The sequence below is a fragment of the Bacteroides sp. 41_26 genome, assembly GCF_949740115.1.
Classification (GTDB): Bacteria; Bacteroidota; Bacteroidia; order Bacteroidales; family Bacteroidaceae; genus Bacteroides; species Bacteroides nordii.
Map to the genome: position 1 here is coordinate 19555 of NZ_CATJGZ010000098.1, position 23421 is coordinate 42975.

General features: G+C 45.3%; 24 protein-coding genes. 11 read left to right on the forward strand and 13 right to left on the reverse strand.

Translation table 11 applies throughout. The features are described from left to right. Positions 1 to 14 precede the first annotated feature (14 nt). Positions 15 to 701, reverse strand: a complete 687-nt coding sequence (locus QX565_RS15140; RefSeq protein WP_289293329.1) for a helix-turn-helix domain-containing protein — start codon at positions 699 to 701, stop codon at positions 15 to 17. 116 nt (positions 702 to 817) lie between these two features. Between QX565_RS15140 and QX565_RS15145 the strand changes: the two genes are divergently transcribed. Continuing rightward, a complete protein-coding gene (locus QX565_RS15145) occupies positions 818 to 1012 on the forward strand; it encodes a hypothetical protein (protein WP_221651278.1) in 195 nt (64 codons plus the stop codon). A 17-nt stretch (positions 1013 to 1029) separates the two neighbouring features. Then, entirely contained in the window at positions 1030 to 1920 is an 891-nt protein-coding gene (locus QX565_RS15150) for a DUF7833 domain-containing protein (RefSeq protein WP_221651277.1), read from the forward strand. 15 nt (positions 1921 to 1935) lie between these two features. Here QX565_RS15150 and QX565_RS15155 read toward each other — a convergent pair whose 3' ends face one another. Further along, entirely contained in the window at positions 1936 to 2154 is a 219-nt protein-coding gene (locus tag QX565_RS15155; RefSeq protein ID WP_289293332.1) for a hypothetical protein, read from the reverse strand. A gap of 16 nt (positions 2155 to 2170) precedes the next feature. On the opposite strand from QX565_RS15155, the gene QX565_RS15160 reads away from it, so the two are divergent. The 8 genes from QX565_RS15160 (at position 2171) to QX565_RS15195 (ending at position 10626) form a co-directional block, all read left to right on the forward strand. Next, complete coding sequence (locus QX565_RS15160; RefSeq protein WP_289293333.1) at positions 2171 to 2458, forward strand: DUF6633 family protein; 288 nt, start codon at positions 2171 to 2173, stop codon at positions 2456 to 2458. A gap of 146 nt (positions 2459 to 2604) precedes the next feature. Further along, positions 2605 to 3066, forward strand: a complete 462-nt coding sequence (locus QX565_RS15165) for a hypothetical protein (RefSeq protein ID WP_289293334.1) — start codon at positions 2605 to 2607, stop codon at positions 3064 to 3066. A 431-nt stretch (positions 3067 to 3497) separates the two neighbouring features. Beyond that, positions 3498 to 4436 carry a PD-(D/E)XK nuclease family transposase gene (locus tag QX565_RS15170; protein ID WP_289293336.1) on the forward strand — a complete coding sequence of 313 codons (939 nt, stop codon included), beginning with the start codon at positions 3498 to 3500 and terminating at the stop codon, positions 4434 to 4436. A gap of 542 nt (positions 4437 to 4978) precedes the next feature. After that, complete coding sequence (locus tag QX565_RS15175; protein WP_289293337.1) at positions 4979 to 8404, forward strand: T9SS type A sorting domain-containing protein; 3426 nt, start codon at positions 4979 to 4981, stop codon at positions 8402 to 8404. Between the two features lie 421 nt (positions 8405 to 8825). Beyond that, on the forward strand, positions 8826 to 9305 hold the full coding sequence (locus tag QX565_RS15180; protein ID WP_221651272.1) for an HU family DNA-binding protein: 480 nt from the start codon (positions 8826 to 8828) through the stop codon (positions 9303 to 9305). 6 nt (positions 9306 to 9311) lie between these two features. Then, positions 9312 to 9662, forward strand: coding sequence for a hypothetical protein (locus QX565_RS15185; protein WP_221651271.1), 351 nt, complete (start codon positions 9312 to 9314; stop codon positions 9660 to 9662). A 44-nt stretch (positions 9663 to 9706) separates the two neighbouring features. Beyond that, positions 9707 to 10171, forward strand: coding sequence for an N-acetylmuramoyl-L-alanine amidase (locus QX565_RS15190; RefSeq protein WP_221651270.1), 465 nt, complete (start codon positions 9707 to 9709; stop codon positions 10169 to 10171). Beyond that, positions 10141 to 10626, forward strand: a complete 486-nt coding sequence (locus QX565_RS15195; protein WP_289293338.1) for a hypothetical protein — start codon at positions 10141 to 10143, stop codon at positions 10624 to 10626. The genes QX565_RS15190 and QX565_RS15195 overlap by 31 nt, the downstream gene beginning before the upstream one ends. A 106-nt stretch (positions 10627 to 10732) precedes the next feature. On the opposite strand, the gene glmM is transcribed toward QX565_RS15195, so the two are convergent. The 11 genes from glmM to QX565_RS15250 all read right to left on the reverse strand — a co-directional run bounded on the left by glmM (position 10733) and on the right by QX565_RS15250 (position 22331). Next, a complete protein-coding gene (gene glmM / locus QX565_RS15200) occupies positions 10733 to 12121 on the reverse strand; it encodes a phosphoglucosamine mutase (protein WP_221651268.1) in 1389 nt (462 codons plus the stop codon). 46 nt (positions 12122 to 12167) lie between these two features. Further along, the gene (bamK, locus tag QX565_RS15205; protein ID WP_221651267.1) at positions 12168 to 12878 is read right to left on the reverse strand and encodes a BamK family beta-barrel-assembly machinery protein; all 711 of its coding nucleotides are present in this window, start codon (positions 12876 to 12878) and stop codon (positions 12168 to 12170) included. 214 nt (positions 12879 to 13092) lie between these two features. After that, the gene (locus QX565_RS15210; protein ID WP_221651266.1) at positions 13093 to 14130 is read right to left on the reverse strand and encodes a DHH family phosphoesterase; all 1038 of its coding nucleotides are present in this window, start codon (positions 14128 to 14130) and stop codon (positions 13093 to 13095) included. Between the two features lie 162 nt (positions 14131 to 14292). Beyond that, a complete protein-coding gene (locus QX565_RS15215) occupies positions 14293 to 16401 on the reverse strand; it encodes a ComEC/Rec2 family competence protein (RefSeq protein ID WP_289293341.1) in 2109 nt (702 codons plus the stop codon). A 3-nt stretch (positions 16402 to 16404) separates the two neighbouring features. Next, positions 16405 to 17055 carry a ribulose-phosphate 3-epimerase gene (gene rpe / locus QX565_RS15220; RefSeq protein ID WP_002562561.1) on the reverse strand — a complete coding sequence of 217 codons (651 nt, stop codon included), beginning with the start codon at positions 17053 to 17055 and terminating at the stop codon, positions 16405 to 16407. A gap of 68 nt (positions 17056 to 17123) precedes the next feature. Continuing rightward, on the reverse strand, positions 17124 to 17297 hold the full coding sequence (locus QX565_RS15225; RefSeq protein WP_002562562.1) for a hypothetical protein: 174 nt from the start codon (positions 17295 to 17297) through the stop codon (positions 17124 to 17126). A gap of 78 nt (positions 17298 to 17375) precedes the next feature. Then, a complete protein-coding gene (locus tag QX565_RS15230) occupies positions 17376 to 17969 on the reverse strand; it encodes an RNA polymerase sigma factor (protein ID WP_007486906.1) in 594 nt (197 codons plus the stop codon). 351 nt (positions 17970 to 18320) lie between these two features. Continuing rightward, the gene (fmt, locus tag QX565_RS15235; protein WP_195449999.1) at positions 18321 to 19289 is read right to left on the reverse strand and encodes a methionyl-tRNA formyltransferase; all 969 of its coding nucleotides are present in this window, start codon (positions 19287 to 19289) and stop codon (positions 18321 to 18323) included. 109 nt (positions 19290 to 19398) lie between these two features. Next, positions 19399 to 21189, reverse strand: coding sequence for a chloride channel protein (locus QX565_RS15240; RefSeq protein WP_002562566.1), 1791 nt, complete (start codon positions 21187 to 21189; stop codon positions 19399 to 19401). 8 nt (positions 21190 to 21197) lie between these two features. Further along, complete coding sequence (locus QX565_RS15245; RefSeq protein ID WP_002562567.1) at positions 21198 to 21767, reverse strand: sugar transferase; 570 nt, start codon at positions 21765 to 21767, stop codon at positions 21198 to 21200. Then, positions 21768 to 22331 carry an L-threonylcarbamoyladenylate synthase gene (locus QX565_RS15250; RefSeq protein WP_002562568.1) on the reverse strand — a complete coding sequence of 188 codons (564 nt, stop codon included), beginning with the start codon at positions 22329 to 22331 and terminating at the stop codon, positions 21768 to 21770. Between the two features lie 79 nt (positions 22332 to 22410). On the opposite strand from QX565_RS15250, the gene QX565_RS15255 reads away from it, so the two are divergent. Then, a complete protein-coding gene (locus QX565_RS15255; RefSeq protein WP_221651259.1) occupies positions 22411 to 22860 on the forward strand; it encodes an acyl-CoA thioesterase in 450 nt (149 codons plus the stop codon). Positions 22861 to 23421: the final 561 nt, after the last annotated feature.

A 23421-nucleotide genomic window follows, 5' to 3' on the forward strand; every position in this document is an offset into this window, starting at 1 on the left:
GATCCTGGGTCATATTATTCTGCTTCCCCCTTCAGCAGCTCTATTTTATATTCAAGCTTGCCTATTTCACGAGACAACTCCATGATCATTTCGTCTTTGCGACGCACTTCTTCCCTCAGGCGGGCGCACTCTGCTGCCTCCGGGCTGACAGGGTTGGGCTCGCATTCCTTATAATAAGAACCGGCATCTTCGGCAATCCGGTTCGTTGGCTCTGCTTCGAGTTCGATTTTCTCCGGATCGGGAGACGTTACAACTTCATCGCTCTTTGAGTACGCCTTCCAGATAGTTTTGCCCAACAGAGCTGCACCGGTCAGGCCAAGAAAACCCGGGACCAAAGCTGCGCCCCCTACTACCGCCGCTGCCATCCCTCCGGCAAGAGCGCCACCAAGACCGCCCAGTGCCATGCCAGCTGTAGAATGCCCAGTCTTAGCAGCTTGCCGTATCACCTCTACCTTCATGTCATGCAGTGCAGCCAGCACCTCAGGAGTCAATTTGGTATAAAGCAACAAGTCTGCAGGGATGTGAAATACTCCTGTCAGTTTTTGCACGGTATCCAGATCGGGCATACTGTTTCCGTTCTCATAATTGGAGATCGTATTGGGCTTTACCCCTAACTCTCCGGCCAAGTCCGCCTGCGTCATTTGGTTCTTCTTTCGGAGAAGCACAAGATTCTGAGCTAAGAAAATCAAGTTTTCCGACATTTTCCTTGTTTTAATCAATTAACTTGTGTTACTTTGTAAACCAGAAGGGTTTTCAGCCTATTAGCTCTCCCTTCCAAACGACAAAGATAACCATTAATTCCTAAAGCACAAACATCATGAAGAAAAAAGTCAAGCAGCAAGAACTTCTCCCCCTCCCCTCGAAAGGCTGGAAAGAACGCGTGGCCCAAGAAGCCGGAGTGTCCGTAAAGACCGTTTACAACACCCTGAGCGGGCGTATCATCGGCCCTAAATCTCACTTAGTCATAGATGCCTACCGCAAAATATGCAAAGAAAGAGACACCATGAACTAACTAAAACACAACCCATTATGGAAATAAGAAGATATCTCAACACCCGCATCTGGGGTGAAAGCTGGTTTGAACCACTCACAGCCACCGAAAAGCTCATCTGGATCTATCTACTCACCAATCCCGCTACAAACATGTTAGGGATTTACGGACTCACCGTACGCCGCATCGGTTACGATTGCAACACCAGTGCCCAAATTGTACGCCGTTGCATCAAGAATCTTGAAGAGCTCAAACTAATCATCATGATCCATGAACACATCATCATCACCCACTGGCTTACACAAAATGCCATGAACCCCTCCATGAAACTCTCCGCACTGAAAGATTTCGACAACCTGCCCGACAAAGTGCGTGCAGCACTGCCGGTTACAGTACTAAACAACATTCAGAAAATGAGAACCGACACCGGACAGCCTGTCCCACACACTCCCCCTCATTCACCCTCCCCGACACCGGAAAAGGAAGAGGAAACCCAAAAAGAACAGGAACAGGCAAGCAAAACAAGAACAGTAAACGAAAACATCCCCCAACCACTCGCTCTGGCTTATAAACAGTCCGTCGGTAATCAGTCGTGGATGGAGCTCCTCTGCATGAATCACCACCTGGACCCGGATAGATTGCATGAGTGGCTGGAAAAATTCTGCCGTAAGCTCCAAAACGAAGGCAACAACGACAAGTCCGTCTGTGACTTCCGCCAACACTTTGCCAACTGGCTACGCCAACAACTGGAAAAACAAAACAAATACCCCCAAAGCCATGAAACCCCTGCTACAACAAACCGTGAAGAAAGCCGACAGCGAAGGCTTGATACAATTACTGCACTCGGCACTACCGTCAGCAACGATGCCCGCCGACGAATCGAACAGCTCAAGGCTACAGGCATTCTACCTGAAATACCCGAAACCTGAGCAGTTCTTTACTGCTTACAATCCCGACCTGCAAACCCGCCTGTTATCCGGAGGACTCACCCCTGCCGATCTTGCCGTACGCCCTGCCAACCCTACACTGGTATTACTGACACGGCTATACACACGTACAGCTCCGCTGGAGTGGTTAAAAATACAACTCGGAAGCCTCAACGACTTCACTGAAGTACGCACCAAACTCACCACCGGACAGCTGCACGAAACTGCCCAACTCATCCTCGCCGCCTACCCCATGCTTACCGCCGGAGATATCTGCCTCTACATAGCCCGTTTCAAGATCGGACAATACGGACAATTTTACGGTGCCATCGATCCTATGAAAATCATGTCCGGGCTTCGTCAGTACACAGACCAGCGAAACCAGGAGATAGAACGCAGCAAAAGGAACGAAACGCGGACAATCCTAAGAAATAACCCAACAAAAGGCATCACTTACGAAGCCTATCTCGAAGTGCAGCGGCGTGCCCAAGAAGGAGACGAAGACGCCCTACAAGCCCTCAGGAGGCCCTCACCTGAATAGCGTTTCCTCCCCGGAGCCGGACACCCTCCTCCCCGGAGCCGAGAACATTCCTCCCCGGAGCCGAGCAAAGCCCTCCCCGGAGCCGGGCAAAGCACACGTATCGACAGAAAAACGATCATATACATAAAACTTAACACCACACACGTATGTACTACACCATCCGATTTCAACTCAAACCCTTTCTGGCGGAATACCTGTACGGACACTTCGCCAACGTCACCGACAAAGGCGTCATCCACCTGCCACCCCGTAGTTACCTCAGCAACAGCCTGCACGAATTGCTCGGCAAACGCCCCTGTAACGCGCCGGCACGAGAGGCCGGAAATCTTTGCCTGCGCCTTCCCAATCCACACCGGGGAAAGTCGCCCACAAGTTATAATTATCTCACCCAAAGCAATATCCGTATCTTTGAAAGCCGCGTACAACACCTTTTTCACGCCGAGCTCTTTGACCGCATGCTCACCGACCGCCGCCAACAAGGCATCTCGTACGCCGAATCCGTACGATGCTTCATAGAGCGTTATCACATAGAGTCCATCAGCGAGGAAGGGCTGCTCAAAGCCTTCTGGCGCTGGCGGAAAGAAGTACAACGCAACCCATACGCATAGCACAGCACATTATTCAAATCAGTATGATAATGAGCTAATATGCCAATGTGCCAATTGGCTGCGCTGTATACCGCATGGCATTGGCATATTGGCACATTGGCATATTGGCTAATTATTCATACCTGATAAGACATGAGCAAAACTTACCACAGAGTTTAAATCTTTATTGAAACGCATAAACGCAGATTTTCGCAAAGGGAAACAAATCTAAGATAAAGAAATACAGTCTTTTAATCTGGGGTCATCTGTGTTAATCCGCGTTTCATCAGATAAATAATACTCGGTGGAACTCTGTGCGACTCTATGGTGAAAACACATTGGCTTATTAACAAATTATTTATCAACAAAGAAATGCGTCCGGTCCGCATTGTTTTTCAAAGTAAAAGCCATACCTTTGTTTTGCTCTAAATAAAGAAGGAAGGAGAATCATTATGGAAAGTTATTTGGAAGATAGATACATACGCTTTGACTGGGCCATTAAACGCCTACTACGTCAAAAGGCAAACTTTGGTGTTCTCGAAGGTTTCCTCACCGTATTCCTAAAGGAAAAAGTGACTATCATGGAAATACTCGAAAGCGAAAGTAACCAACTGACTGCTGACGATAAATTCAACCGCGTAGACATCAAAGCGCGCAACAGTAAAGACGAAATCATCATCATCGAGATACAAAACACGCGCGAACTTTACTATCTGGAACGCATTCTGTACGGAGTGGCCAAAGCCATCACCGAGCATATCTCGCTGGGCGAGGCATACTATCATGTAAAGAAGATCTATTCCATCAGCATTCTGTACTTCGACATAGGCATCGGCAGTGACTATCTGTATTACGGACAAAATAACTTTATCGGTGTACACACCGGCGACAAGCTGCAAGTCAACGTCAAGGAAAAGAATGCGATTGTGACACGTATGCCTGCCGATATTTTCCCGGAATATGTTCTTATCCGCGTCAATGAGTTCGACCAGGCAGCCGTTACGCCTCTGGAGGAATGGATGAGCTACCTGAAAAGCGGAGTGATACGTCCTGATACCAAAGCTCCCGGCCTGGAAGAAGCACGTGAGAAATTGAAATACTACTCCATGACGCCACAGGAACGCTTGGCTTATGACGAACATCTGAATGCAGTGATGATTCAGAATGATGTCATCGATTCAGCCAAATTGGAAGGTAGAATGGAAGGAAGAATGGAAGGAAGACAGGAAGGAAGACAGGAAGGAAGACAGGAAGGAAGACAGGAAGGCTTGGAAGAAGGGGCAGAAAAAGAGCGTCTTTCTAATGCCCGAAAGATGAAAAATAAAGGATTGGATTACGCAACGATTACTGATATCACCGGTTTGACTTCCGAAGAGATAGCCAATCTATAAAGACGGGAAAAAGACCTGTTTTATCATAAGCCCTGCAAACTGCGAGAATATCAACCCGTAGCTTGCAAGGCTTTTAAGTTCATTCATATTTGCCTCATTTCCGCACAATTTAATAAACCAAAACGCATACCACATTATCACACAGCTTCCCCTGCCAACGAGGAAAGCCGATGTATCACCCTACGCAGCCAGCCACCAATCCTCAACTGTCAACAAAATAATCGGTCCGAATATCTCTTTACTTTACTATATATTTATATCTTTGCAGACAGGAATACGAAGCGTCACATTCCTACCTTATTAAAAAACATTATTGAAGCGTTATGCTCTTTCTTGCAATCGGAAACCTAGGAAATTTTCAAATGCATACAAAGAATGGCATAGTAGTTTCTCACGTTCATGCGTGGGTCTGCTGTCTGTTTATGTATGTATGCATGGGTTTTCCTAGGACCTCCGATTACTATAAATAGCACGCAGTTCCACGCTTTATTTATTTTAACGCTTTTATAGGAACTGGAGAAGCACAAACAATACTTTATATTATGAAACGAAGCTTACTATTAGTGGGCCTGATGTGCCTGGTAACCGTCTGTACGTGGGCCAAAGACATGACCGTACTAATTACAGACAGCAAAGACCTGCCCATTCCAGGGCTGCAAGCAACCATCGGCGGAATCGGTTCCGACGGAGCAGGAGATTACACCACAGACGCAAACGGCAAGTTTGTAGTCAAGCGTAGCAGTTTGAACTTCCTGCAAATGCAGATACAAGGGGTGAATGAAAACCTGGAACTCGTATGGAATGGCGACAATGCCCCCGTTGTTGTAAAACTCGAAGGCTATTACTGGCTCACTCTGGCATTGAAAGGACTGGAACCCGAACAGTATTCCCTGTTCACAGGCATAGACCTCTTTCCCGACAAAAACTCCCTTTACGAAAAGACGCATATTGATGTAAAATGGACGGACAGCGGTACCTTCAGCTTTCTCTACAAGGGCGAACAGCTGTATTGGGAACTTACCGGGAACGTTTCGGGAGTGACCTCCGTCAGCACAATAGACGTAAAAGAGCTGACTGACGGCCGAATGGAAGTAAACAACCCGCTGGCCGGAAAACAAAAAATGACAGTAGCCATCAAAGACGAAGCCAATGCGTTATGCCCCGGACTAATAACCATCTCATCCGGCTCACAGCAATCCTACGAACAGGCCATCACCGCCCAGGCAACCGATATCTATCTGCCCAAAGGCAGCTATAAAATCAGCGCAAGAGTAACAGGCAAAGATGTCTACTACATCCCCATCTACCGGGAACTTATCTTAGCAGATATTCCTATCGAGCAAACGTTCAGCTACGAAACGGGCAAGAAAGTCACCGTCCGCGTACTCGATATGGACGGGCTTCCGGCAAAAGAGGCAATCGTGAGCCAACTGATTCCCTCCGACAACTACTGGAACGGGCAAAAGACGAATGCAAAGGGAGAAGTGGCGTATATAGCAACAGCCGGCACTTATACTTACCGCGTATTGGCAGTGATCGGGACAGACGAACAGGGTTATAGCCCTCTCGAAGGAGAAATGGTAGTAGGTAACCAGGATATGATACAGGAGATCTCTTACAAAGATAGGTACTTCCGCATCAGTCTGAACATTACCCCCGGCAGTTTCATGACAGCCCCCGACCAACTGAGTGTAATGATAGCAGGCAATACTGTAACGTACAATGAACAGACCAAACTCTATTCCACCGTTTTAAGAAAATCGGACGACGATTCATTTTATACATATGAAGTCCATTATCCGGACATGTTTATCAGAGAGGGAAAAATACACGTCAGTCAACACGAAACGATCTCCATCTCCTTTGACGATTATCGTAAAGTGACGTTTACATCGAGTGACATCGAAAAATATGCACTGTCGGATATTTCCGTCAATGCGATCGAACAAGGGATGGTATACGGTTACGAAGCAGATCACGGATATTACCTGCCGGATGGTACATATGAAATATCGGCAACAATCATCGACCGGGCCACGCAAGAGTCGTTCCCCGGTATCAGCAAACAACAGTTTACGGTAGCCGGAGAAGATATGACTATGATCTACATACTCAACGAAAACGATTACCATCAGGTCACCATCAACGTGATCGACAGAACCGGTAACCCGATGGCGGGAGCAGGCGTTGCAATAAGTACGAGAGACAATACGAATATGTATACGGCAGACGAGCAAGGAGTAATCAAGCTGCATCTACCCGATGGTGCGTATACATGCAAAGTGAATCTCACAGATTACGTAACACAGCAACGCTCGTTTGAGGTAGCCGGAGCAAATATACAGTTCGACCTCTCTTTTGAAAACTACAAGAAACTGGCATTCAAAGTAAACGGTGACCTGTTGGAGAAATTCAGAGGAGAATATGGATATGGTATCCCAAAACTCACCTTAGTTAACCATGCAATAGCAGACCAATATACGCTTACCTTATTCAACGGAAATCCCACAGACGGATTCACCGGATCTTATTATCTGCCCGCCGGCGATTACACTTATAGCCTTGAGATGGTACAGAACCAACGTATTAATACATCCGCAACGTTAGTGAAACTGGATACGGATAAAACTGAAACAATCACATTATCGACTGCGGACTACCAGAAAGTGGCGTTGAACGTAGTTGATGAAAACGGCACAACATGGCCACTGATAGCAGACAACTCCTCCATTCGCATCTGCCACAGCACGCATAAGGACAAAGACGCATACATCTATTTGCTTTATGCAAATACAGATGGTAACTTTATCAATATTTATCTGCCTCACGGAGAGTATATTGCCAAATTCAAAGACGATTATTCTTACACTGCAAGCATATCAACTGCAGAATTCATCGTTGCAGACCAACCGCAAACTGTAACTTTAACACACAAAGAGGCGAAAGAAGCGTCACTCACCATTAAGGTAAAAGAGATGCCCGGACGCAACAGATATTGTGAGGTAATATTTTATAATGGCGGAATCTCCGCCGGGAGATACGGAATTGAGACGGAAGGCAGCGCAGGCGAAACAACGGTTAAACTTCCCGAAGGAACCTATACTTATCGCACAGACGTACCCGAAGGCAAAGAAATATCCGGCACCATCACACTCCCTGCCAGCAAGGAATTGGTGCTCGACTACAGCACCTACCAACGCCTATACGTGGATGTTCAGGACGAAAACAGGCAACACATAGACGAGAGCATTGAAATTGTCGTATACCAGGACGACAAGCTCATTTACTCTGACAACAGTAGTAACATATCCGCCTTCTTCCCGGCAGGAGTCTATCAGGTACGAGCCTGGTGTGAGGGATACAAAGCCGTCAGCCAATCCGTAACAATAGGCGAAGAGAGTCAGAGCATCATCCTGACGCTCCCCAAAGAGACAGCCAACACCTACACCGTTTATTTCCAGTTAGGTGATTGCTATGATTATCAATACATGCCGGAAGGCGCCACCGTCAACCTCGAAGGTTACGGAAAACTACCAACATTAGACGATGGGCAGGTTACCTTTACGGATGTCATAGCAGGAGATGTTTCTTACACCATTTCCGCCCCGGGATATACACCATTGAAAGGTGTGGTGAACGTCTCCGCCGAAAAGGCAAAAGACTATGGTTATGTACCGGTATTTGCACTCCTGCAGCCTGTACCCACCGGAATCGGAGAAACGCCGATAGCAACAAAAGATTTCAACATATGGATGGCCAACGATTATCTGCATATCAACGCTAACAGCACCTCCACCGATCTGTGGACTCTGCAATTAGTATCTTTGAATGGTAGCCTTGTCTACACAAACAAGCAACGCCTGGAAACAGAAAACAGCATTTATATCGGAAATAACCCTAAAGGCATCTATCTGTTCGTACTCAGCAACGGTAAGCAACGAATAGCTTACAAAGTGATAAAGAACTAAGTATTAAAGGGAGAGTTGAGAAAGGAGAAGGGGCTGCGCTGTGGCAGTACACCTCCCTTCTAAATTCTCAATTTTCCCTTCTCCATTCTTCCCTCCTCTCCCTCTTTAATGCCATTCAATACCTCCCTTCTTATTCAGTTGAGAGTTAGCTGCTCTATTATCTGCATAGTACTTCTCCCTTTAATTATCACCGCCCTTATGATCCATTCTGTCCGACTCGTTACCCGCACGGGGAAACGCAGTGTGCCTCAGCAACAATTAATCCACACAACAATCTAAATATCAACAAGTTACATGCAAACAAATGGTATCATCACCCGTCCTTCTTACTCCCCTCAAACATGCTTATATTTGTAGTGTTATTAATAACAGAGAACACAAAGTATCACGATTGTATCACTAAAAAAGAAAGGAGCTTATCATGGCTATCTTATTCAAAAAAGTAACAAGACTATCCGATCTCAGTGACAAGAACTCGCCTAAAAAGACGTATCCGCAGATCACCTATCAGTACAGCAACTCGGCTACGCTGAACGAAATCGCCAAAGAAATCAGCAGCAATGCCGGTGTCAGTGAAGGAGAAACAATCAGTGTGTTGAAAGACTTCCGCACACTGCTGAAAAAACTGCTGCTGACAGGCCGCACAGTGAACATCGACGGATTGGGCTACTTCTTCCTCGCCGCACAAAGCAAGGGAACAGACCTCCCGGAAGACTTCACAGCTGCCGACATCAGAGGGCTACGTATCTGTTTTCGCGCCGATAGCGAAATCCGCCTGAGTACTTCGACCAGCACACGTACCGACGGGCTGGTATTGAAAGATGTAGACCGTATCAACGCCGAAAAACCCGACGGTGACAGCGGTGGTGGCGAAGGCGAAGGTGAAGATCCCAGCGTATAGCCCATTATGACCAGTTCTGACATTCTGGCTTTCATCTCCGCCCTGGGCGGGATGGAAGCCATCAAATGGGGCTTGAATTGGTTGGTGAACCGAAAGACGGAAGCACGCAGAAGCGAGGCTGGAGTAAACAGCCTTGAAAATGAAAACCACCGTCAACAGGTGAACTGGCTCGAAGAGCGGATAGTGCAACGGGATACGCGCATAGATACCCTGTACAACGAATTGCACAAAGAACAAACCGAAAAGCAAGAGTGGATAAACCGCTGTCACGAAGCAGAAATAACTTGCAAGGAACTGGAAGCAAAACGCTGCTTTATCCGGGGATGCCCCAACCGGCAACCACCATCGGAATATTAACCCTCCCCATTCTTTAGTACAAACCTTTTAATAGCACAAAACGCATGAGAACAATAGACTCTATCATCATCCACTGCTCCGCTACACGTAGCGGAGTGGACTTTACAGCAGCCGACATAGGCCAATGGCACTGCCGACGCGGATTCAAAGAGATAGGTTACCACTGTGTCATCCGCCTGGATGGAACCATTGAAAAGGGCCGTTCCATAGAAAAAGAGGGTGCTCACTGCTACGGTTGGAACCGGCAAAGTATCGGAATATGCTACGTAGGTGGTCTGAACACCAACGGACAACCCACAGACACAAGAACACCGACACAAAAACAAGCCATGAAGCAACTCATCACCGAACTGCAACAGCAGTATCCTGCCATACGCTACGTCATCGGGCATCGCGATACATCGCCCGATCTGAATGGAAACGGACACATCGAACCTGAAGAGTACATCAAAGCCTGTCCGTGTTTTGACGTACGAAAGTGGCTGAAGGAAACGGAGGTAATGGTATGAAAACGGCACAACGTATCGGTGTGTTATTGCTACTCGCAGCAGTATCGGGATGTGGCAGTCGGAAAGCGCTTACCCGGACGCATTACGCAGAGCGTGACTCCATCATGGCAATCACACAGAAAGAGGTGAGAAACCCCCGCCAATGCACCGACAAACAGACCGAAGTCATCGAGACGTTCAGCGAGGCGACAACACTAATGATACGAAAAGACACGACAGGCTTAAAACTCACCCGCACAGTGACCTCCCGAAAAAAGCAGCACACGAAAAGCAGCCGGCAACAAGAACAATGGCAACAGACGGACACTACACAGTACCTCCGGAAACAAATCCGGACAGAAGAGAACGAAAAGGAAACTCAAAAGCGTAGCGGGTCTGTAGTACCGTACGTCATCGTCCTGGCAGGAATTCTGGTGCTGCTATTACTATTCAGGAGAAGATATCGCTACTTCTGACAAGCCGAAACGACACGAGCACAAAGAAAGAGAGGCTGCTGCAAATATTACTTTGCAACAGCCTCCGCTTATTTACACTTCAAGTTATAATCTTAGAAAAGAATTATCATTTAGCCAGTTCGTTGATTACATCCATAATCTTTTGTCCGATTTCCTCGGCAGCTTCCATCGTTGAAGCCTCGCTATACACACGGATTATCGGCTCTGTATTGCTCTTACGCAAATGTACCCACTTATCGGCAAAATCAATCTTTACACCGTCGATGTCATTGATTTCTTCATTCTTATAGATCTCTTTCACTTTGGAAAGGATGGCATCTACATCAATTTCCGGGGTAAGATCCACACGGTTCTTTGCTATAAAATAAGGAGGATAAGTAGCACGCAACTCACTCACCTTCTTTCCTTCATGAGCCAGATGACTCAGGAAAAGGGCAATACCTACCAAAGCATCGCGCCCATAATGGCTGGCAGGATAAATCACTCCACCGTTACCTTCACCACCAATCACGGCATTGGTAGCTTTCATCTTAGTCACCACATTTACTTCGCCCACAGCCGAAGCACTGTATTCCATTCCATATTTGCGAGTCACATCGCGCAATGCACGGGTAGAACTCAAATTAGAAACTGTATTACCCGGAGTATGTTTCAATACATAATCGGCTACAGTCACCAGCGTATATTCTTCACCATACATCACACCGTTCTCACAAATCATAGCCAGGCGGTCAACATCAGGGTCTACCACAAAAGCCACGTCTGCCTTACCACCTTTCATAAGGTTCATTATATCACCCAGATTTTTCTCAAGCGGTTCGGGGTTATGGGCAAAATTACCAGTAGGTTCACAATAAAGCTTCTCTACATGCTTTACGCCAAGGCGTTCGAGCAATTCGGGAAGAATAATACCTCCGACAGAATTCACACAATCAATAGCCACGCGGAAATCAGCTTTCCTGATAGCTTCCACGTCCACCAGATCAAGTGCTAAAACACTGTCAATATGTTTTTGATTGTAAGTAAGATCTTTACGATAAGAACCAAGATGATCTACATCTGCAAAGTCAAACTCTTCAGCTTCGGCAATACGAAGCACTTCGTTGCCTTCGGCTGCATTCAGAAATTCACCATGTTCGTTAAGCAATTTCAGCGCATTCCATTGCTTGGGATTGTGCGAAGCTGTCAGAATGATACCACCACAAGCACCTTCCATCGTCACAGCCAGCTCTGTTGTAGGAGTAGAAGCAAGATCAATATCCACTACATCCCAGCCCATACCCATAAGGGTGCCGACTACCACGTTCTTCACCATTTCGCCAGAGATACGTGCATCACGGCCTACTACAATTTTATTACTTGTAGATTTGCATGTTCTACGAATCAGCGTAGCATACGCCGATGTGAATTTCACAATGTCAAGCGGGTTCAATCCCTCGCCTGCACCTCCGCCGATCGTTCCGCGGATTCCAGAGATAGATTTGATTAGAGTCATAAGGATTTAAATATCGGTAATTAAAGTTAGTTCTATCAGTGTAGTATCAATAGATAGAGAATCTATGTATATCATAGAAATAAGGAAATACTTTCTGCTGTGCATAAGAGTGTCCACTCTTCGACGGCACAATCAGTCTGACATGTGCTCCATCTTTAATATACTGTAAAGCCATCAACCAGCCGGCAGGAACTGAGGTTCCATACTGACCGCCAATCGTTACGTCCCAATAATATTCGGAATCAAGCCCCGGCTCCTGAATAAACTGCCCGTATATACTTGTTCCGCTTATCGTATAACGAAACCCTGTAGGATAATTATTCATAGGCGGATAATATTGATTATCCACATTAGAAACAGAAGTTGGTTCTCCGGTTAAAATATCGACTTCTTTAAAGCGGGTAAGGATCAGGTTACCGGTTTCAAACGGAAGAGCAGCTTCAAGACTGGGATAAGGTTCAGATGCAGCACGCGGAGTCCCGTAACGTTGTACAATCTGCATATAAATACCATTAGAGAAGGCAACATACTGATTCTTGCCCGGATACTGAACCGGATACCCGTCTTCACATTCTGTAATCGTATCCTTTTCGAATTCCTCTACGGTAATTACTTCAATATTATTCTTTTTAATAAAGTCATTGACACCGTCTCTCTCTTCTTCGAGCATCTCAGCATAGGTTTTCGTGTCATCACATGCCTGAAAAAAGGCTCCAAGAGCCAACAAGGAAATAAATAATAATATAAGTTTCTTCATTCGTCTGTATCTTAACTATATGTCCGTACAAATGTACCGTAATTTAGTTGAAAATTGAGAGTTAAAAGTTGAAAGTTCAAGTCTTTTAACTTATTTAGTTATTTAATTGACAGTTGACGGTTAACAATTGACAGTGGACAGTTGACAATTGACAATTGACAATTAGCTGCGCTATCACACTACATAGTAGCTATCAACTGTCAATTGTCAATTGTCAACTGTTAACTGTCAACTGCTCTGAGTATTTTTCCAAAGCCCGTTCAAATACTTCCTTTGCCTCATCTATCGTACCATAGAATTCACCACCCGAAGCATTCAGATGGCCACCGCCATTAAAGAATTCGGCAGCCACTTTGTTACAGGGAAACGTTCCTACAGAGCGTAAAGATATCTTAATCATCCTGGTTTCCGTATCTTCACGCAGAAAACAAGAAAAGCAGACATTCTTAATGGAAAGAGGTATATTGACAAAGCCTTCGCTATCACCTTTAATATAATCAAACTGGCTTTGTTCATCTCTTGTCAAAGAAATCAATGCCGAATTATACTCACGATAAACTTTCATATTCGACAAAACATACCCCATCAGCCTCAGACGGCTCTCCGAGTAAGTGTTGTATACTTTTCTATAGATATCATCCTTATCAATCCCTTTCGACAGAAGCTCACTAATAATGAAGTATATTTCACGATTATTGGAATTATAAGTGAACCCTCCGGTATCTGTCATCATACCGGTATAAATACATTCGGCTCCTTCCAGAGAGATATCACTGAAGTATCCCATACGACAGATTAACCGGAATATAAGTTCGGAGGTAGAAGATATTTCCGGATGTGAGATAATAATCTGACAGAATTCTTCGGGGTACAGATGATGATCGATCATTATTTTACGGGCAGGTGAAGCGGCTACAGCATCTCCCATTTTCTCGATCCGTTTCAAAGCATTAAAGTCCAGACAGCAAATCACATCTGCCTCAGCTATCAGCTTATCAGCAAATTCCTTGTAACGGTCGTACAACAAGATATCCTTGCTACCCGGCATCCATCTCAGAAAATCGGGAAAGGCATTGGGTACAATCACGTTTACAGTCTTATCCTGTGAATCCAGAAAATGGGCAAGCCCCAAAGAAGATCCTATTGCATCGCCATCAGGAGATACATGGGATACAATCACTATTTTATCAGCACGTTCAAACCATTTTGTGAAATGATCTATCTTAGCTTGTTCTATTACTTTAGTCAGCATAATAATGTATGTGTCAATACGCCAATGGGCAATGTGCCGATGACCAGACACGCTTGTTTATGGATTAATATTCTATTTGCTTATCATTCTTAAATTTGGCACATGGCATATCAGCACAATTGCCATATTACCGTCCGGCAAAATTACGATAATTCTTCGTACTTAAAGCAAAAACTCAGTAGAACCTTCATCTGAGAGTGATATAAAATGAACTCCTTGCTGCTGACACTCCATTTTATATGCCTGTAAACGACGGTAAGAAAGAGAGGCATCAAGAATCACATTATGAATGACAAACAAGTCGGTCAATTCACGCAAATGTCCGTCATAGCCTTTGCATACGTAAAGATAATCAATAGATAACGGCTGTAGGGTCGTTTTGTTTCGCCAGTAATTATCATTCAACACACAAACCCTGCAACCGGAAAAGGAAAGAAGGTGATGATCGTAAACCAATGCAGGGCAGGTATAATCGGCAGTAACAGGTTGAGGAGGCTTCAATCCCTGGCGGCTCCATCGCTTTGAAACAGCCTTGTGCAACCGGGACTCATCCGGCAAACTATCGGCATAAGCCAGCCAGGAAGATCCGTTGGACGCAACACAATGAACCACCGGACAATTGCGGACATTATAAAATACAATGCTTTGCCGGGGACGGTCGATGACTCTCATCGACACATGATAAATACAAACAAGAAATATACAGGAAAGACAGACAGCAAGACGCTTTCCCGTACGTGAAAACAGATACCATCCTCCCAAAATCAAAACCAGATAGAATCCGAAAACCTCCGGAATATATACCCATACCCCATCAACAGATGCCCATGGGAGCTGCTCTATCCAACGGACACAATTGTTCAACGCCCCAACCAGCCCTCTCAATGCTGCCGCCACAAGTTCCTGCAGGAAAGGCAGAGGATTCAGCAGCAACATAATGACGGCTACATACATTATGAGCGACACCAACGGTATCACCAATAAGTTGGTCAGCAGAAAATGGGTAGAGAAGCGGGAAAAGTAGAGGAGCACCAGTGGAGCTGTGCCAATCTGCGCAGCAATAGAAACGCTCATCAATCCCCAAATGTACCGCCCGATGCGGGAACCCGCCACAGGAATCAATCTGTATATGCAAGGTTGTATCAGCAAAATAGCGGCCACTGCACAAAATGAGAGTTGGAAACCAACATCAAACAACCAGGATGGCCGACAAAGCAACATAAAGAAAGCTGCTATCAGAAGAGTATTCAGCGAAAAATTAGTTCGCCCGGACAACCCCGCCAAAGTAAACAGAGAAAACATAACTACTGACCGGACTACTGAAGCAGACAGCCCTGTAAAAAAGGCAAAGGCCCAAAGAGACAAAAGGATCAGTAAAGTACGTAGCAAAACCACCATCCGCCATCGCTCAGGTAACCATCGCAGACAGAAACAAAGCAGCAAATATAGAAAACCGATATGCAAACCAGACAAAGCAAGCACATGACTTGCACCGGATATGGAATAAGTTTCGCGGATATCTTCACTTAACTCCTCCTTACAACCGATGGTAAGAGCCGAAAGCACAGCTAAATCATCTCCCCGAAACCCAAGGCGACGATAAACAGACAAAACAGACTCCCGGCAATCCATTGCTTGCTGACGAAAAGAGCGCATGGTACCCCGTGAAATCACTTTCCAGTTATCTGCGTAAGCAAATCCAATAGCAGCCACCTGTCTGCGGAACAAGAAACGGGCATAATCAAACTCATCCGGATTGCCATTATTCACCGGAGGAGAAAGTTTGGTATAAACCAATAGTTCATCCCCACTACGCAAGTGCTCGCTCAAGGAATCTTTAGTGAAATAAAGGAGAGCTTTATGATCCAAAGCAAGTCGCCCGGAAACAGAATCAATCTGTTCTATCAACAGTACGCGGCAAAGTACACTTTTCTCTTTCACCTGCGGTTGCTCCGTAACAATCAGCCTATAGGTCGTCTCCTTTTGTGGAAACACAGATTCAGCCTGGCGTAATTCCCGGTTCATCAATCCGGTACCCAAAGTAAAACAAAAGAGAAGGAGGCAGCTCCCAAAGAGCCAACGTCCGGAGTAATGCTTCCGGTTAAAGAAGAAAATCAGCCCTCCGAAAGACAGAAAGAGAAGTAAAATAACGCCAAAGGCAATCCTTCCGGACTGCCTCTGGAAAAAAAGTTCGTCGCCACAATAAATACCCACAACTAAAGGGCATAACAGGCGTAAAAAAGGATAGCGATGCAGCCAGGCAAAGAGCATTAATTATAGCTCTTTCAGCCGGTGGATCATCTCTTCAGGGTTTTCGGCGGCAAATACTGCGTTTCCTGCCACCAATACATCGGCACCGGCAGCCACCAGACGTGCACCGGTTTCAAGGTTTACCCCACCATCTACTTCAATCAAAGCTTTTGAGCCCGTACGTTCTATCAATGCACGTAGCTCACGAACCTTCTCTACGGAATGTTCAATAAATTTCTGCCCCCCGAAACCAGGGTTAACACTCATGATGAGCACCATATATACATCACGAATAATATCCTGAAGCATTGCGACGGGCGTGGCCGGATTTATGGTCACTGCCGGCTGCATACCTGCTTCCCGGATTTGCTGCACCACCCTGTGGAGGTGCGGACATGCTTCATAATGCACATTCATCACATGAGCTCCTAACGCTTTCACCTCCTGAATAAACTTCTCCGGTTGTACAATCATCAGATGTACATCAAGTGGTTTCTCACTTAGCTTAGCCACATACTTCAATACCGGAAATCCAAAAGAGATATTAGGCACAAATACGCCATCCATAATATCAATATGAACCCAGTCGGCTTCGCTACGGTTTAACATTTCAACATCTTTCGCCAAATAAGCAAAATCTGCAGAGAGAATAGAAGGAGATATCATTGGTTTCATGAGCTTGTTTTTATTACAAATTTAATACAATGATACAAAAGTAGAGGGAATAAACGGAAGTAACAAATTTATCCCAAAATAATCCCTTGTAACCCTTGTGGCAATTGTTGTTCCACATAATAGTTACCGGCAAAAGAACGTAGAAAAGCCAGCGTTTGTTCACTGACCCGGGGCCTCTTACTTTCCACCGAGTTCTTTTCTTTGGGACACTGTTGATGAGAGGGAGTAGTTTTTTTATTCATAGGCCTTATACACTAAAAGGTTTGTTTCCTTTAGAACGTAGGAAACAAACCTTTTAGTATATAACAAGTTAGTTAAATTTAATCAACGGTAAGAACGACTCCGTTCTTTTCGGCCATGCGACGAAGGTTAAGGATAGCATAACGCATACGCCCCAGTGAAGTATTGATACTTACCCCTGTCTGTTCTGCTATCTCCTTGAAACTGAGGTCCTGATAGAAACGCATATATACCACTTCGCGTTGTTCATCCGGCAAGAATTCCATCAAACGACGTACGTCAGACAATATCTGCCGATTTACGATCGCATTCTCTATCGTCCCTTCTGCCAGACCGATATTATTCAGAATATTCACTTCCGGCTCATCACAGGACACTAAATTCTCTGATTTCTCCTGACGGAAAGAGTCTATAATCAAGTTATGGGCAATACGCCGCAACCAGGCAGAGAACTTACCATTTTCATTGTAACGTCCCTGACGGATAGTTATAATTGCCTTCATAAAAGTTTCTTGAAAGATGTCTTCTGTCATCTCGGAGTTGCGTACAATATAATAAATATAAGAGTACAACTTATCCTTATACCTATTTAGAAGTACATTAAATGCCTGATTCTCTCCTTCGGCATAGAGAGAGACTAACGTTTCGTCAGCCTTGTTGTTCCATGTGTTCATTACGTATGCGATTAGATATAATTAGCGTAACGTGTTTCTATAGGCATTCACATTTAAAGAGTTAATAATGGGCAAAGAAAAGGAATCTTAGTGAAAGAGCCAAAAGAAAAGAGAAATATTTTTAATGGGAGCCATATTATTAACTCATTGACGTGCAGTTTCTACTGCGGAAGACTAATTAATGAAGGGATTTACGATTAGACGATTAGATGATTTACGATTAGACGATTTACGATGTACGATTGAAGTTACCTTTTAATAGCCTGTTTCAGTGATGTTAAGCAGACTAATCCCAATCGTACATCGTAAATCGTCTAATCGTAAATCCCTTCATTATTGTTCCATTACGAATCACTTCATCCTCATATCCCCGGTAATTTTGTAACCACGCAACAGTTCTTCTGTCCTAAGCCGTTTCTTACCGGGGAACTGCAAAGCAAGAATGCCTATAAAACCATCCGTAACAGCTACTTTGAGAGATTTCTTTCCGTCTGTCACAATCGTACCCGGAAGCAATTGATGAGTTTCGATTCGCTTTTCGCTCTCGAAGATCTTCACTACAACAGGTTCTCCCGAAGGATTTATGAGTTCGGTCCATGCTGCCGGATAGGGAGAAAGGCCACGAATGAAATCATAGATACGTTTTACAGGCTGATTCCAGTCGATCCTACAGGTTTCTTTAAAGATTTTAGGAGCTGGACGTAATTCTCCTACTACAGCCATTTCTTCCTGTGGAATAGGTTTCACAGTACCTGCTAAAATGGCATCTACTGTCTCTACTATAAGCTTGCCACCTAACATCATCAGTTTATCATGTACGACTTCTACATTATCCGTATCTGCAATCGGAACGCGAACTTGCTGAATGACTTCTCCCGTGTCGATTTCGTGCTTCAGGAAGAAAGTGGTAATACCTGTTTCCGTATCACCGTTGATAACCGCCCAATTGATAGGGGCAGCACCACGATATTGGGGAAGCAGAGAAGCATGCAGGTTAAATGTTCCCAAACGGGGCATATTCCAGACAACTTCCGGCAGCATGCGGAAAGCAACTACGATTTGCAGGTCGGCTTTCCATTCACGCAAAGCTTGCACAAAGCTTTCATCCTTCAGTTTCTCCGGCTGCAACAAAGGCAGATTATGGTCTAATGCAAACTGTTTGACAGGGGAGAACTGGATTTTATGACCACGACCTGCCGGTTTATCGGGCATAGTAATCACACCAACCACATTGTAACCACCTTCGACGAGGCAACGCAAACCCTCCACTGCAAAATCGGGAGTTCCCATATAAACGATTCTTAAATCTTCTTTCTTCATAAATAATAATGTGACAATACAACAATGTGACAATAGCCCAGTTATATTACAACTCTATTATAACGCAGCCAATTGGCACATTGGCATATTGGCACATTGAATAATTATTCTAATCTTCCGAGAAATGTACCAACACCTGCCGGTACGAATTAAATATCTTTGATTTCGAGACGAAGCCCAGATACTTGCCTTCTTCGTTCACCACAGGCAGATTCCAGGCCTTTGTATCATCAAAGGTTTGCATCACCTGCTCCATACCATCCGTGTCAAACAGTTTGGCAGGGGCCGATGTCATCAGTTTATTCACCGTGAAACGATGATAAAGTTCTTGCCGGAACATGATGTTACGGATATCGTCCAGCAAAACAATGCCGAGCAATATACCGTTCTTATCTGTCACAGGAAAGATATTACGATGTGAAGCAGCAATGGCTTTAACCAGTTCACCCAAATCCATCTCCGGATGGACGGTTACGAAATCATTCTCCACCACATTCTCCATCTTCATCAGCGTCAGTACAGCTCTGTCCTTATGATGGGTTAATAGCTGCCCCCTCTTTGCCAAACGCATGGAATAGATACTGTGCGGTTCGAAAACAATGATAGTCAGATAGGAACTGACGGAGACAATCATCAATGGCAGAAAGAGGTCATATCCACCCGTCAGCTCGGCGATGAGGAATACCCCCGTCAACGGGGCATGCATCACTCCGCTCATCACGCCAGCCATCCCCATAAGTGCAAAGTTCTTCTCGGGCAGATAGGCTGAGAATGCAAAGTCATTGCTGAAGTGTGAAAAGACAAATCCTGCAATACAACCTAAGTAGAGCGAAGGTGCGAAGATACCACCGCAGCCCCCGCCTCCGTTCGTTGCACTGGAGGCAAAGACTTTCAACAGGATAATCAGTATCAGATAGACTTGCAGCAGATTGCCGTATCCATAAAACAGGGAGTTGTTCATCACCGTATCCCAGTCGGCATTGCTCGTGCCGTTCAGCAAGAGGTTGATCGTATCGTAACCTTCGCCATAAAGCGGTGGGAAAAGAAAGATGAGTACGCTCAGCATCACCCCTCCCAAGGCCAGCTTCTTATAAGGATTGTTGAGTTTGCCAAAGACGCCTTCCACCGAATTCATGGCACGGGTGAAATACAACGAGATTAACCCACAGAAGATGCCCAGCAGAATAACAAAAGGGATACGTTCCAGTTCAAACGCCTGATCGAGGTGGAATTTGAACATCGCTTCCGTGCCGGTGGTGATATAAGAGACCGTAGCAGCCGTCACTGCGGAGATGAGCAGGGGTAGCAGTGAGGACATCGTCAGATCGATCATGAGTACCTCCAGCGTGAATACCAACCCGGCAATAGGCGCTTTGAAGATACCGGCAATGGCACCGGCAGCACCACATCCCACAAGCAGCATCAGCGTGCGGTGTTCCATCTTAAACACGCTTCCCAGATTGGAACCGATGGCCGATCCTGTCAGCACAATAGGTGCTTCCGCTCCAACCGACCCGCCAAAGCCGATGGTGATGGCGCTGGCAATGGTGGACGACCACACGTTGTGCCGTTTGATGCGTCCCTGCCTCCGGGAGATGGCATAGAGTATCTTGGTAACTCCATGGCTGATATCATCTTTCACAATGTTCCGCACAAACCATCCGGCCAGAAAGATACCTACTACCGGATATACCAGATAGAGGTAATTCACCCCCGTTGCACTAAAGTTGTCGGTAAGGAAATTCTGTATCGAGTGAATCAGGAACTTCAATATCAATGCAGCAATCGCTGTGAAAATGCCCACCAGAAAACTAAGGATAAGAATGAATTGCTTTTCCTTAATATTGTTTTCACGCCAATGAATAAAATGCTGTAGCAGACTAATCTTTTCTTTTTCCATATTTCTGTCTAAATGCCTTTGCCGATCCACACTTCTCTGACGGTTGCCAGTAGAATTTTCACGTCGAGCCAAAAGCTATAGTGTTCTAAATAATAAAGGTCGTAACGGGAACGTTCAATCATTTTCTCTATCGTGTTAGCATACCCGAATTTCACCATTCCTAAAGAGGTAATCCCTGGTTTCAGGTTAAATATCCGTTTATAGTCCGGGGTCTTCTCCAATATTTGTTGTACAAACCAGGCGCGTTCGGGGCGTGGTCCGACAATGGACATATCTCCCTTCAAAACATTCCAGAACTGCGGCAGTTCATCCAAATGATGTTTACGCAGTGTCCGGCCAAAAGCTGTCACCCGCTGATCATCAGAAACAGCAAGCAACGGCGTCCCATCTTCCGCACCTGTCACCATGGTACGAAATTTCACCATCCGAAAGGGGACACCTCCCTTTCCCAACCGCTCTTGCTGGTAAAAAACGCTACCCGCTCCCTGCATGCGAATGCGGATAGCAATATAGAGCAGTAATGGGCAACATAGCAACAGCACCAACGCTGCCACCATATAATCCACCAACTGCTTCATCTATTCACGGATAATCTTTATCACTCCGCCTTTATCAAGTTTAATAATGCTCGATGGTTTGGGACGACTGATGTCATCCTGGCGAAAGCCTACAATATAATCTACCTGTGATTTAACGTCATCACTTATTTCACTGAAATTGGCCGGCGAAGGCTGTCCGCTGATGTTGGCCGATGTCGACACAATTGCCTTGCGGAATTGCTGGCAAAGACGACGGGAAAAGTCCTCACTGGTCACACGGATACCTACGCTGCCATCTTCGGCAAGCAGGTTCGGAGCCAGATTGCGGGCCCCCGAATAAATTATAGTAAGTGGTTTGTCGGCCAGTTCTATTAAGTCCCATGCCACTTCGGGCACATCCTGCACATAAAAATCCACCTTTACGGATGAGTCAACCAGAACCAACATCGCCTTACTGTCTGCACGTTTCTTGATTTCGTACACACGGCGCACTGCATCAGGATTGGTCGCATCGCAGCCCAGTCCCCAAATCGTATCGGTAGGATAAAGGATAACCCCCCCCTCCTGCATCACCTGACAGGCTTTTTTAATATCTTCTATCATTTCTTGATTTATATCTGATAAGAGTAACGCGCAAAAATACTACTTTTGCATGGTAATAACAAAGTTTAAGAGAAAACAAATGGAAGAAATTAAGTTTCGCCACACCCTGCCTATACAACTACGATTCAATGACGTAGATAAATTCGGTCATGTCAACAACACGGTTTACTTCTCATTCTATGATCTTGGCAAAACAGAATATTTTGCCTCTGTCTGCCCCGGAGTGGACTGGGAAAAGGATGGAATTGTCGTTGTACATATAGAGGCCGACTTCCTGGCTCAGATCTTTGCATCGGACCACATTGCCGTACAAACGGCTGTTTCGGAGATCGGGACAAAAAGTTTTCACCTCATTCAGCGGGTGATCGATGTAGAAACCGGAGAGGTAAAGTGCATCTGCACATCCGTGATGGTAGCATTCGATTTAGATAAGCACGAATCGAAAGCGCTCACCGAAGAGTGGATAGATGCGATTTGCAAATATGAGGGCAGAGATGTGAGGAAAAGGAGACAGGAAAACAAGGATTAAAGGGCAGCATTTGTCAGTATTTTAATACACTAATTTCTGATAAGCAAGAGATAGGCAGAGTAAAAACGTGGAAATAGAGGTGGAAAGCATCCTTTTCAACCCACTGTTTATCAATACATTGCAAAGTATATTCCTCGGCTCCGGGGAGGAGACTGCTCCCCGGAGCCGAAGGGTGCGCTCCCCGGAGCCGAGGACGTTGCTCCCCGGAGCCGGGACAACCAAAAGTTTGCCGGGGGTTAGAAAAGCAGAGTTGGCAACGGAAGGCGTTTACTCTGATGTAATAAATATTCAACTAACGCACCTTTATCATAGGATGTCTATTCTTGTATGGTAATGAATATGTTTCACCACAGAGTAACACAGAATTCCACAGAGTAATATTTATCTGATGAAACGCGGATTAACACAGATGAACCCAGATTAAAAGACTGTAGTTCTTTATCATACATTTATTTCCCTTTGCGAAAATCTGCGTTTATCCTTTAGATTTGCATCATAATAAATAGAGGTTGAAATATTATCTTTGTAGTTAAAACAAGTTAACCAAGGAAAGCAGGTGAC